At 63.7% G+C, this 12631-nt stretch carries 10 protein-coding genes and 1 pseudogene; 3 read left to right on the top strand and 8 right to left on the bottom strand.

Annotated features, from left to right (window positions below):
* The 3 genes from G522_RS29585 to G522_RS0112805 form a co-directional block, all read left to right on the top strand.
* Positions 1-282: integrase core domain-containing protein (locus tag G522_RS29585; RefSeq protein ID WP_026791392.1), on the top strand; the 282-nt coding region annotated here is incomplete at its 5' end.
* A gap of 70 nt (positions 283-352) precedes the next feature.
* Entirely contained in the window at positions 353-787 is a 435-nt protein-coding gene (locus G522_RS0112810; protein ID WP_026791391.1) for a VOC family protein, read from the top strand.
* 23 nt (positions 788-810) lie between these two features.
* Positions 811-1239: a CoA-binding protein gene (locus tag G522_RS0112805; RefSeq protein ID WP_026791390.1), complete on the top strand. Its 429-nt coding sequence runs from the start codon at positions 811-813 to the stop codon at positions 1237-1239.
* 149 nt (positions 1240-1388) lie between these two features.
* Here the strand turns inward: G522_RS0112805 and rnr are convergent, their stop codons facing one another.
* The 8 genes and pseudogenes from rnr to G522_RS30770 form a co-directional block, all read right to left on the bottom strand.
* Positions 1389-3680, bottom strand: a complete 2292-nt coding sequence (gene rnr / locus G522_RS0112800) for a ribonuclease R (RefSeq protein ID WP_026791389.1) — start codon at positions 3678-3680, stop codon at positions 1389-1391.
* 112 nt (positions 3681-3792) lie between these two features.
* Positions 3793-4632: a GGDEF domain-containing protein gene (locus tag G522_RS0112795; protein WP_026791388.1), complete on the bottom strand. Its 840-nt coding sequence runs from the start codon at positions 4630-4632 to the stop codon at positions 3793-3795.
* 148 nt (positions 4633-4780) lie between these two features.
* Entirely contained in the window at positions 4781-7456 is a 2676-nt protein-coding gene (gene topA / locus G522_RS0112790) for a type I DNA topoisomerase (RefSeq protein WP_026791387.1), read from the bottom strand.
* Positions 7457-7558: 102 nt separating this feature from the next.
* Positions 7559-8674 (bottom strand): DNA-processing protein DprA, encoded by a 1116-nt coding sequence (gene dprA, locus G522_RS0112785; protein ID WP_036839069.1) that lies wholly within the window; start codon positions 8672-8674, stop codon positions 7559-7561.
* A gap of 18 nt (positions 8675-8692) precedes the next feature.
* The gene (gene plsY / locus G522_RS0112780; RefSeq protein WP_026791385.1) at positions 8693-9307 is read right to left on the bottom strand and encodes a glycerol-3-phosphate 1-O-acyltransferase PlsY; all 615 of its coding nucleotides are present in this window, start codon (positions 9305-9307) and stop codon (positions 8693-8695) included.
* 66 nt (positions 9308-9373) lie between these two features.
* Positions 9374-10678 (bottom strand): dihydroorotase, encoded by a 1305-nt coding sequence (locus tag G522_RS0112775; RefSeq protein WP_036839065.1) that lies wholly within the window; start codon positions 10676-10678, stop codon positions 9374-9376.
* Positions 10675-11643 carry an aspartate carbamoyltransferase catalytic subunit gene (locus tag G522_RS0112770; RefSeq protein ID WP_026791383.1) on the bottom strand — a complete coding sequence of 323 codons (969 nt, stop codon included), beginning with the start codon at positions 11641-11643 and terminating at the stop codon, positions 10675-10677. Before G522_RS0112770 ends, G522_RS0112775 begins: the two co-directional genes overlap by 4 nt.
* 157 nt (positions 11644-11800) lie before the next feature.
* Positions 11801-12328: pseudogene (locus tag G522_RS30770) on the bottom strand (methyl-accepting chemotaxis protein); the annotation flags it as partial.
* Positions 12329-12631 lie beyond the last annotated feature (303 nt).

Raw genomic sequence — 12631 nt, 5'->3', positions numbered from 1 at the left:
TCCAAAGACTTCGCAAAGGCTTGCAAGGATCTCGGCCTGAAACACATCCGAACGAAGCCCTATACGCCGAAGACCAACGGTAAGGCTGAGCGGTTCATCCAGACCGCTCTGCGTGAATGGGCATACGCACGCGCCTATCCAACCTCAGATCACCGCAAAGCCCACTTGCCAGAGTGGACCCACATGTACAATTGGCACAGACCACACGGTAGCCTTGACGCCAAAACCCCTATCAGTCGCCTCAACCTAACCAGCGACAACCTCTTGAGGCTTCACATCTAGCGACCAAAGACTGCTGACGCGGACGGGTTCGATCCGGTCTAGTCTTGCTGAAATAGACAAGGAGGGACCCATGGTCCAGACACCATATTTTTCCGCCGTATCGATGGTGACGCTCGGCGTTGCCGACCTTACCCGCGCTCGCGTCTTCTATGAGGCGCTCGGATTCACAGCCGGGCCGGGATCGAGCGAAAACATCGTCTTCTTTCAGCTCGGTGCGCTGGTTCTGGCGCTCTTTCCGCGAACGCCGCTTGCCGAGGACGCCGAGGTAGCCGACGACGGCCAAGGCTTCGACGGCGTAACGCTGGCCCACAACTATCCGTCGGAAGAAGCCGTTGATGCGGCGATGGCGCACGCGCTTGCTTCAGGCGCCGTTCTGAAGAAAAAGCCGCAGAAGGTATTTTGGGGCGGATATTCAGGTTATTTCGCCGATCCGGACGGCCACCTCTGGGAAGTCGCCTACAATCCTTTCGTCAAGGTCGATGATCATGGCATAGTGACGCTTTGAAGCTGCAAAAAGGAGTGTCACCGATGGCCATCGATGGCAAGACCGACGACGACATCACCCGCATCCTCGAGGAGACACGGACCATCGCCGTGGTCGGCGCCAGCCAGAATCCATCGCGCGCCGTCTATGGCGTCATGGGCTTCCTGATTGGGCGCGGCTATGAAGTCTACCCGATCAATCCGGGCCTCGCCGGCCAGGAGCTGCAGGGCCGAAAGGTCTACGCCAGTCTTTCAGAGGTGCCGGCAGAGATCGACATGGTCGATGTGTTCCGCAATTCCGAAGCGGCTGGCGACACCATTGATGAGGCGCTGGCGTTGGCGGTGCCGCCGAAGACCATCTGGTTGCAACTCGGCGTCATCAATGAAGCGGGCTTCGAGCGGGCGGAGGCCAAGGGCGTCAGGGTGGTGATGGATCGTTGCCCGGCCATCGAGGGACCGCGGCTCGGCGTGTAGTCAAGGGCGCGCGGCTGCCGGAGTTATATCGATTCGCGAAGATTCCGACGCATCCGCTCATTGAGAGCATTGCCGATTTCTCATTTACGTCAGGGCCATGAGAAATCTTCAAACGGAATATCAAGATGCATTTTCAATGCGTCTTGGTATTAGCGGCCGCGCCGCACCTTGCCCATCCGGTCCTTGCGTTCCTTGTCCTTGCGCGCTTTGGCGGCGCGCATGGCGGCGACGCGGCCGAGCGGCCGGCCGGCAGCTCCCTCCGACATCATCTCGAAGCGCAGGGCGCCGGCAAACGGCGCCGCCTCGATGAGGCGCACCTCGACGGTATCGCCCAGCCGGTAGGTCTCGCCGCTTCTCGATCCGATCAGCGCATGACGTGCCTCGTCGAAAGCGAAATAGTCGGCGCCCAGCGTCGATATGGGAATGAAACCGTCGGCGCCGGTTTCGTCGAGACGGATGAACAGACCCGCCTTGGTGACGCCGGAAATGCGGCCGCGGAAAACTGCGCCGACCCGATCGGACAGCCAGCCGGCAATCAGCCGATCGATGGTCTCGCGCTCGGCCTGCATGGCGCGCCGCTCGGCGGCCGAGATATCCTCGGCGACGCGCGGCAGGGTTTCTTCCACGCCGTCCGGCAGGCCGCCTTCGCCGAGACCAAGTGCGGTGATCAGCCCGCGATGAACGACGAGGTCGGCATAGCGGCGGATCGGCGAGGTGAAGTGGGCATATTTGCGGAGATTGAGGCCGAAGTGGCCGAGATTGACCGGCGAATATTCGGCTTGGCTCTGCGAGCGCAGGACCACCTCGTTGACGAGATAGGCCTGCGGCGTGCCCTCCACCCGTTCGAGGATGCGGTTGAACAACTCGGGCTGCAGGTTGCCCTGCTTGGCGATTTTCATGTCAAGCGTCGCCAGGAACTCGCGCAACGACTCAAGCTTGGCGAGCGATGGCTGATCGTGAACGCGGTAGAGGAGCGGCGTGCGGCGCTTCTCCAAAGTCTCCGCGGCAGCCACGTTGGCCTGGATCATGAACTCTTCGATCAGGCGATGGGCGGTGAGCCGTTCCGGCGTAACGATGCGGTCGACGGTGCCGTCGGGTTTCAGCAGAACCTTGCGCTCGGGCAGGTTGAGATCGAGCGGGCCGCGCGCGTCGCGGGCAGCGGCCAGAATGTCGTAGGCCTTCCAGAGCGGCTTCAATATGCTGTCGACGATTGGGCCGGTGCGGTCGTTGGGAACGCCGTCGATGGCTGCCTGTGCTTCGACATATGACAGCTTAGCTGCCGAACGCATCATGATGCGGTGGAAGGTGTGGCTCTTCTTGCGACCTTCGGCGTCGAAGACCATGCGCACGGCGATGGCCGGCCGGTCGACGCCTTCCTTCAGCGAGCAGAGATCGTTGGAGATGCGCTCGGGAAGCATGGGAATGACGCGGTCGGGGAAGTAGACAGAGTTGCCTCGCTTCAGCGCTTCGCGGTCGAGGTCGGAACCGGGCCGGACATAGGCGGACACGTCGGCGATGGCGACCGTCACGATATGGCCGCCGTCATTGGCCGGATCGTCGTCGGCGATGGCATGGACGGCGTCGTCGTGGTCCTTGGCGTCCGGCGGATCGATGGTGACAAGGGGGAGGGCACGCCAGTCGTCGCGGCCGGCCATGGTTGCCGGCTTTGCCGCCTCCGCCTCGCGGATCACCGCTTCGGGGAAAACATAGGGAATGTCGTTGGCGTGGATGGCGATCATCGACACGGCTTTTTCCGAGCGGAGATTGCCGATCGTATCGCGTACCCGAGCACGACTGAGGCCGAAGCGACCGGAGCGGATAATGTCAACCGAGACGAGGTCGCCATCTTGCGCCGTGCCGACATCGGCGGCGTCGATGACCAGTTCCTCGTATTGTTTCTTGGAGATCGGCAGCAGGCGGGCACCGCCGTCGGTGACGCGCAGAATGCCCAGCACGCCCTCCGGCTTCTTTTCCAAGACCTTCATGACGCGGATGCCGGCGCGAGCGAGGCCTTCGTAGCCGTCGGGAAGCTCCACGACGCGGGCCAGTACGCGATCGCCAAGGCCGGCGGCCGGGCCGTGCTCACCGCGCCGGCGGCGTACGGCAACGACGATGAAGCGCGGTCTCGGTCCTTGTTCGGGATCCCATTCAGCCGGCTCGGCGTAGAGATCGCCATCGCGGTCGCGGCTGACGATGTCGCAAGCCATGACGGCCGGCAGTGCGCCGGGTTCGGCAAACCGGCGGTGGCGGCGTTCGATCAGGCCTTCACCTTCAAGCTCTTTCAGAATGCGCTTCAGAACGACCCGCCCCTCACCGTGCACCTCGAAGGCGCGGGCGATGTCGCGCTTCGTTCCCTTGCCGGGATGCTCAGAGACGAACCGAAGGATCGCCTCGCGGGTCGGAGTGGCGGGTTCGTCAGTGGGGCGGAGCTTGCGGGCCAAGCGGGTCTTCCCTGCGGCTTGAGGAGGTTGCGAGATAGACCACAGATGGCGATACAAGGCCAGCCTCGCAATCGGATGGCTGGCACGGGCGCCTATCGATGGGCTTGAGAACTCAGGATCGGCCGGCGCTGCCTCGGTGTGGCAGGGGAGGCGTGTCCGAGCTCCAGACAACCTCTTCGCCCTCGACTATGCCCACGGTGGTCGGCTCTGAGGCAAGACAGACGCGGCTGCGACCGCTGGTCTTCGCAGCTTCGAGAGCCGCATCGGCGGCGGCGAAGGCCTGGGCGAAGGTACTCCCGACAGGCGCTTCGACAATCCCCGCCGAGGCGGTCAGGCAGACCGACTTTTCCAGCGTGCCAAAGTTGGTGCTTTCGAACCTCGCGAGTAGCGCCAGAACCTGCGTTTTCGCTTCGGCGACCGTGCAATGGCTGGCCAGCACCGTGAATTCCGTACCGTCGGTGCGATAGATATGCCCGAGATTGGCGAGCTCCTCGGCAATCAGCCGGGCAGCACGGATCAACACCCGGTCACCGACAACGTGACCATAGCGGTCGTTGACCGTCTTGAACCGGTCAAGCGACAGCAGGATCAGGATGCGATCACTCTCCGACGCGGCGTCAAAATCGATGGGCAGCGAGGCGCGATTTCTAAGGCCTGTGAGGCTGTCGGCAAGGCTTTGCTCGATCAATTTGATCTTGGTGCGGTAGTGCTCTAGGCGCGTCGTTCCGACGTAGAAGCCAACCGGATAGGCGACCAGCGCGGTAACGAAAATGGTAATCACCCAGCCGCGAAGCAGATTGAGCCAACCATGAAAGGCGAGCAACTGCATGGCGGAGTCCGCCACCATGGCCAGAATGAAACAGATTACGGCAAGGCGGAGGGCGAAAATCTTGACGTCGCGCTCAGATTGAACGGGCCTGTTGAGCAGAGTCCGCAGGATCTCAACATACATTGGTGTTCTTCTAGGCCATTGAACAAGGCGAACGCCGTCATCGTTCAACAGTATAGGTAGAATGTAAGGATTCTGGCAACAAAAACGATAAAACTGTAAATTATCGCCGGCCGGCCAAAGGGGTGTCTGAGCACCCCCGGCCGAGATTTCACGCGGATTTTGCCTTTGAAGCCTTGGGCTTGGCGGCGGTCTTTTTCGCGGTCTTGGCAGCACCAGCCGCCGCTTTCGTCGCCGTCTTCTTCTTGCCCTCGACGTCGTCGCCGGCTGCTGCCTTCGCGCTGGCTTTCGGTGCCTTGGCTGTCTTGGCCTTCGGCGCCTTGCCGGCCTTGTCGGCGATCAGTGCAACGGCTTCCTCGATCGTCACCGTCTGTGGATCCTTGCCGCGCGGCAGGGTGACGTTGACCTTACCCCAGGCGACGTAGGGGCCGTAACGGCCGTCGCGCACGGTGATCTCGCCGCCGGATGCCGGATGCTCGCCGAGGCTTTTCAAAGCGGCTGGCGTCGCGCGAGTACGGCCGCCGCGCTCTTTCTTTTCGGCAAGAACGGCAACGGCACGGTTAAGGCCGACGTCGAACACTTCATCGACCGACGAAAGGTTGGCGTAGGTGCCGTCATGGCTGACATAGGGGCCGTAGCGGCCGATGTTGGCCTCGATCGGCTTACCGGTTTCCGGGTGGTTGCCGATGGTACGCGGCAGCGACAACAGGCGACAGGCGCGCTCGAGGTCGACGTTCTCGACCGTCCAGTCCTTGGGCAACGAGGCGCGCTTCGGCTTACCTTCTTCGCCCAACTGGACGTAAGGCCCGAAGCGACCGGAACGCAGGGTGACATCGAGACCGCTATCCGGATCGGTGCCGAGCAGCTTGACGCCGTTCTCGCCAAGCGCGGCGTCAGCCTCGCCGTCGCCGCCCAACTGGCGGGTGTAGCGACATTCCGGGTAGTTGGAGCAGCCGATGAACGAGCCGAAGCGGCCAAGCTTCAGCGACAGTCGGCCAGTACCGCAGGTGGGGCACGAGCGCGGGTCGGAGCCATCGCCACGATCGGGGAAGATGTGGGCAGCGAGATCCTCGTTCAGAGCATCGATCACCTCGGCAACGCGCAGCTCCTTCACCTCGCCGATGCGGGTGTTGAAATCGGTCCAGAAGCGACGCAGCACTTCGCGCCACTCCGCCTCTCCGGCCGAGATGCGATCGAGGTCTTCCTCGAGGCTGGCGGTAAAGTCGTACTCGACGTAGCGCGTGAAGAAGCTTTCGAGGAAGGCGGTGACGATGCGGCCCTTGTCGGAGGGAACGAGCCGCTTCTTGTCGATCGTCACATAGTCGCGATCGCGCAGCGTGGCGAGCGTTGCCGCGTAGGTAGACGGCCGGCCGATGCCGAGCTCTTCCATCTTCTTGACCAGCGTCGCTTCGGTGTAGCGCGGCGGCGGCTCGGTGAAATGCTGGCTCGCCGCTACCGATTTGCGCGACAGAGCGTCGCCGACCGACAGCGGCGGCAGGCGTGAGCCGTCCTCATCCTCTTCGTCGTCGCGGCTCTCCTGATAAAGCGCCAGGAAACCATCGAACTTCAGCACGGAGCCGGTGGCCCTGAGGCCGGCCGACGTGCCGCCGCTTTTCGCCGTGATGTCTACGGTCGTGCGCTCGAAGTCGGCGCTCTGCATCTGGCTGGCGATGGTTCGCTTCCAGACCAGCTCGTAGAGGCGGGCCTCATCGGCTTCGAGATAGCGAGCGACAGCCTTCGGCAGACGAGCAAGATCGGTCGGGCGGATGGCCTCGTGGGCTTCCTGGGCGTTCTTGGCCTTGGTGGAATAGAAGCGTGGCTTCTCCGGCAGGTAGCGCTCGCCATATTCCTGGGCGATCACCCGACGGGCCGCATTGACGGCCTCAGGGGCAATCTGGACGCCATCGGTACGCATATAGGTGATGAGGCCGACGGTTTCCCCACCGATATCGGCGCCCTCATAAAGGCGCTGGGCCACCTGCATGGTGCGCTGGGCCGAGAAGCCGAGCTTGCGCGAGGCTTCCTGCTGCAGCGTCGAAGTGGTGAAAGGCGCGAACGGGTGGCGCTTCTGCGGCTTCTGCTCGGCATCGGTGACCGCAAAGGCAGCGCTGTTGAGAAAAGCGCGGATCTCGTTGGCGGTTATCCCGTCGGAAACGTCGAGCCGGCCCATTTTCTTGCCCTGCCATTCGGAAAGGCGGGCTTCGAATTCGTCGCCGGCCGGATTGGCGAGCTTGGCGATGACCGACCAGTATTCCTGCGGCTTGAAGATCTCGATCTCGTTCTCGCGGTCGCAGACGAGACGCAGAGCCACCGACTGGACGCGGCCGGCCGAGCGGGCGCCCGGCAGCTTGCGCCAGAGGACCGGCGACAGCGTAAAGCCGACGAGATAGTCGAGGGCGCGGCGGGCGAGATAGGCCTCCACCAGCGGCTGGTCGACATCGCGCGGCTTGGCCATGGCGTCGAGCACGGCCTGCTTGGTGATGGCGTTGAAGACGACCCGCTGAATGGTCTTGCCCTTGAGCGCGCCGCGCTTGGCGCCAAGCACCTCGAGCACGTGCCAGGAAATCGCCTCACCCTCGCGATCGGGGTCGGTGGCGAGAATGAGCTTGTCGGCATCCTTCAACGCGGCGGCAATGTCGGACATGCGCTTGCCGGATTTGCCGTCGACTTCCCACGTCATGGCGAAATCGTCGTCGGGCAGGACCGAACCGTCCTTGGCCGGCAGATCGCGGATGTGGCCATAGGAAGCCAGCACCGTGTAATCGCGGCCGAGGTATTTATTGATGGTTTTCGCCTTGGCAGGCGACTCCACGATCACGAGGTTCATTCAGGTGCGCCGGACAATTTCAGGAAAAAGGCTCCGCCCTCTTTAAGTGCGGCCTCCGGATTAAGCAAGGGTCGTTCCCTGCGCGTGCGAGCGCGTAGACCATCACTGCAACAACGAAACGAGCTGGCTGCCATGCCGTTCGATACGGCCGGCGAGATCCAGCTCCAACAGGATCACCGACACGACCGAAGAGCTCAATCCAGTGTGCGAAATGATATCGTCCACCGAAACGGGTGTCGGTCCGAGCGCTTCGACAACGGCCGCGCGGCTTTGCAGGCCGATAGCGTCGGGGGCCGCTGTCCCATCGCTGTCTTCGCGGAGTTCGAACACCGGCAAGGCGTCGTTCTCCAGCATTGGGCGAAGCACGGCGATGATGTCGTCGGCGGAGCGCGTCAGTGTTGCGCCGTCGCGGATCAGCTTGTTGGTGCCTTCGGAGCGCGGGTCGAGCGGCGAACCGGGCACGGCGAACACTTCGCGACCCTGATCAAGCGCATAGCGGGCGGTGTGCAGCGTGCCGGACCGGGCGGCGGCTTCCACCACCACAACACCAAGGCTCATGCCGGAGACGATGCGGTTGCGGCGCGGAAAGTCCTTGGCGCGTGGCACCCAGCCGAACGGCATTTCCGTGAGAATGGCGCCGCCCCGGCCGACGATCTCTTCCATCAGTGGGCCGTGTTCTTCCGGGTAGACGTGATCGATGCTGCCGGCGATCACCGCCACCGTTCCGGTCTCGAGAGCGGCCCGATGGGCGGCGCCATCGATGCCGCGCGCCAGGCCGGAGACCACGACGAAACCGGCGGCGCCGAGGCCACGACCGATGCGTTCGGCCATCTTGTGGCCGGCCAATGATGCGTTGCGCGAACCGACAATGGCCGCCGTCGGCCGGCGGAACAGATCGCGCGAGCCGCCGCGTAGGGTGACGAGCGGTGGCGGTGCGGCGATCTCGCGCAAATAGGCGGGATAGAGGTCTTCCGAGATGGCGACGATCCTGGCGCCGTGCGCCAGCGTCCGTTCAATCTCTTTCTCGGCCTCGGCCACCGAGGGGATGGCTATGGTCTTGGCCGATCCGCCACGCCGGGCGAGAGCCGGCAAGGCGTCAAGGGCTGCCTCGGCGGAGCCGAAATGATTGATCAGGCTGCGAAACGTGGCTGGCCCGACGTTTTCCGAGCGAATGAGACGCAGCCAGGCGACGCGCTGGCTATGGGAAAGCTCAGCCATGCGTATGGTCCGGCTGCATCATCCTTTGCGTCCGATCTTGCCTTCGGTGCCGGCGAGAAGACGCCGGATATTGGCGTGGTGCTTGATCCAGACGATGACGCTGAGCAACGCAAACACGGCGGCCAGCAGATCGCTCCCAAGCGCCCATAGGGAAACCGGCACCACCACGGTTGCGAGCAGCGCGGCGAGGGAAGAGTAACGGCTGAAATAGGCAACCGCGATCCAGACGCCGGCAAAAATCAGCACTGCCGGCCAGAACAGGCCGAGCAGCACGCCGATATAGGTAGCAACACCCTTGCCGCCCTTGAAGCCGAGCCAGATCGGAAAGAGATGGCCGAGGAAAGCGGCAATGCCGGCGAGAGTATTCGCCTCCGGCACGGTCGGCATCAGAAACCGTACCACCAAGACGGCAGCCGTTCCCTTGAGGAGGTCGAGCAGCAGCGTGGCAGCGGCGAGCTTCTTGTTGCCAGTTCTGAGAACGTTGGTGGCGCCAATGTTGCCGGAGCCGATGGCGCGCACGTCACCGAGACCGGCGGCCCGTGTCAAAAGCAGACCAAAGGGAATGGAGCCCAGACCGTAGCCGATGAGTGCGGCAACGACATAAGCGACCCAGGGAGCGACGGACTCGAACATGATGCCCTCGGCAATCTCTAGTAGGGGGTAACCGATTACGGGTTGTATGTCACTCGGAATAGACTTCTAGCGCTCGAATACCAGGGCGCCGCTGACATAGGTGCAACGGACACGGCCGGTGAAACGGGCACCGTCGTAGGGGGTGTTCTTGGCTTTGGAGAGAATGTCCTTGGCGTTGAGCACCCACGGCTCATCGGGGTCGAATAGGATGAGGTCCGCCGGGGCGTCCTTTTTAAGTGTGCCGGCATCGAGGCCGGCGATTTCGGCCGGCCGGGTCGACATCGCCTCGATCAGCCTCAGAAGCGTCAACGAGCCGTCATGCACCAGCCTGAGGCCCGCCGACAGGAAGGTTTCAAGGCCGATGGCGCCATCGGCCGCCTCGGCGAAAGGCAGGCGTTTGGTTTCGACATCCTGGGGGTCGTGGTTGGAAACGATGACGTCGATCGCACCGGTCTTCACCGCGTCCACGAGGGCATGGCGGTCGGCTTCGGCGCGCAACGGCGGCGACAGTTTGAAGAAGGTGCGGTAGGCGCCGATGTCCATCTCGTTGAGCGTGAGGTGCGCAGCCGAGACCGAGGCCGTGGCGGCGATGCCGCGATCCTTGGCCCAAGCCATCAGCTCGGGCGACTCGGCTGCCGAGAGCAGCGACGCGTGATAACGACCACCGGCAAGACGGGCGAGACGGAGGTCGCGCGCCAGCATGACCGTTTCGGCCTCGGCCGGGATGCCTTGCAGGCCCAGCCGCACCGCGGTCTCCGACAGGTTCATGACGGCGGCGCCCTTCAGCGCCGCGTCTTCCGGCCGATTACAGACCAGGGCACCGAAATCCTTGGCGTAGGTCAGCGCCCGGCGCAGTACCTGAGCGTTGGCGATGGCGCCGCGTCCCGAGGTGAAGCCAACGGCGCCGGCTTCACCCAACAGGCCGAACTCGGTCAGCTCGTTGCCTTCCTGTCCCTTGGTCAGCGCCGCCATGACGCGGACGCGCACGGCGGAGGTTCTTCGGGCACGGGTCGCCACGAAATCAACGAGGGCGGGGTCATCGATGCAGGGCTCGGTGTCCGGCATGGCGACCAGCGTGGTGATGCCGCCGGCAGCAGCGGCGCGGCCGGCCGAGGCGAAGGTTTCGCGATGCTCATGGCCGGGTTCGCCGACATGGGCGCAGAGGTCGATGAGGCCGGGTGCCACAACGAGGCCGCGGCAGTCGACGACCTCGGTGCCTTCAGGCGCGCCGTTGTTGCTGGCCGACGGGCCAGCGGCGGCGATGCGGCCATCGATCATCAACACCGCGCCGGGGCCGTCGATGCCCTGCGAGGGATCGACGAGGCGCGCATTGGCCAGCAATATCGGTCGGGTCTGGGTCATCCTGCTCATCGGAAGGCCTCCCCGCCGTTGCCTTGGGCGTTCACCACCGCGTCGAGCACCGCCATACGAATGGCAACGCCCATTTCCACCTGTTCGCGGATGAGGCTCTGCGGACCATCGGCAACGGCCGGATCGATCTCCACGCCGCGGTTCATCGGGCCAGGGTGCATGACGAGGGCATCGGGCTTGGCATAGGACAGCTTCTCTTCGTCGAGGCCCCAGTAATGGAAGTACTCGCGGACCGACGGCACGAAGGAACCCTGCATGCGCTCGCGTTGCAGACGCAGCATCATGACGATGTCGGCGTCCTTGAGCCCCTCGCGCATGGAGGTGAAGGTTTCAAGGCCCATCTCTCGGAAAGCGCCGGGCACCAAGGTCGATGGGCCGACGAGACGAACACGCGCGCCGAGCGCGGTCAGCAGCAGAATGTTGGAGCGGGCAACCCGGCTATGAGCGACATCGCCGCAGATCGCGACGACGAGGCCATCGATCCGCTGCTTGTGACGGCGAATGGTCAGTGCGTCGAGCAGGGCTTGCGTCGGGTGCTCGTGGCTGCCGTCGCCGGCGTTGACGACGGAGCAGTCGACCTTCTGGGCGAGCAGCGCCACGGCGCCGGAGGCGTTGTGCCGGACGACGATGACGTCGGGGTTCATGGCGTTGAGCGTCATCGCCGTGTCGATCAGCGTTTCGCCCTTTTTCACCGACGATTGGCCGACCGCCATGTTCATCACGTCGGCGCCAAGCCGTTTGCCGGCCAGCTCGAAGGACGACTGGGTGCGCGTCGAATTTTCGAAGAAGAGATTGATCTGCGTGCGGCCGGTCAGGCTGTCACGCTTTTTGGAGGGTTGTCGGCCGAGCTCGATGTTTTCTTCGGCACGGTCGAGAAGGTCGACGATCTCCAGAGGGGAAAGGCCTTCGATCCCCAGAAGATGCGGGCGACTGAATCCGTAGGGATTAGCGGCTTTCTTGATCATAAGCCCCCCTGATAGAGGCGTTTTGCGCCTCCGGCAAGGGTAGGGAAACCGAGTGAACAGGAGAATCCCCGTCATTGATGACGAGGGCCGCTTAACGCAAGCAAAAGCCCGGCCGTTATGAGCGGCCGGGTTTGAGCTTCGGCAGGGCGTCAGAGCTTCAGGCGGCGTCGATTTCCGCCAGGAAACTCTCGACCTTGCGGCCGAGATCGACCGAAGAGCTCTTCAGCGAGGTGACCGCATCGAGCACGGTTCTCGCTTCGGCGCGGGTGGTCGCCGCGCCATTGCTGAGCTCGATGATGGTGCGGGACAATTCGCTGTTGCCGCGCGCTGCTTCCTGCATGTTGCGGGTGATCTCACCGGTGGCGCCGGTCTGCTGGGTGACCGCCGAGGTGATGCTGGTCGAAACGGTATTCACTTCCTCGATGATCGCGCCAATTTCCGAGATGGCGTTGACCGTATTGTCCGACACCACCTTGATCTCGCCGATCTTGCGCGAGATGTCCTCGGTCGCCTTCGCCGTCTGGTTGGCGAGCGACTTCACCTCGGCGGCGACCACGGCGAATCCCTTGCCGGCCTCACCCGCCCGCGCCGCCTCGATGGTGGCATTGAGTGCGAGAAGATTGGTTTGTTCGGCGATGGCGGTGATCAGGCTGACCACCTGGTTGATCTGATCGGTGGCGGCGAGCAGACGACTGACGGTCTCGCGCGTCTCTGTGGCTGAAGCACGTGCCTTGCCGGCAACCGTCTGCGAGGTGCCGACCTGACGAGCGATTTCGGTGGTCGATGCCTCAAGTTCCTCACACGTCGCGGCGACAGAGCGAACATTGCCGGAGGCCTGCTCGGCGGCGGAAGCGGCAATGCTGCTGCTGCGTTCGCTGCCCTCGGCGGTGGCCATCAGTTCCTCAGCCGAGGCCTCAAGACGCTGGGCAGCCTCGACCACAAGACCGATCGTTCCCGTCGCTTCGGCGCGGAAGCCCTCGATCAGCGC

The organism is Pleomorphomonas oryzae DSM 16300 (assembly GCF_000422965.1).
In the GTDB taxonomy this organism is placed as follows: Bacteria; Pseudomonadota; Alphaproteobacteria; order Rhizobiales; family Pleomorphomonadaceae; genus Pleomorphomonas; species Pleomorphomonas oryzae.
The sequence above is the reverse complement of the archived record's forward strand: the minus strand, read 5'-3'. Positions and strand labels throughout refer to the sequence as shown.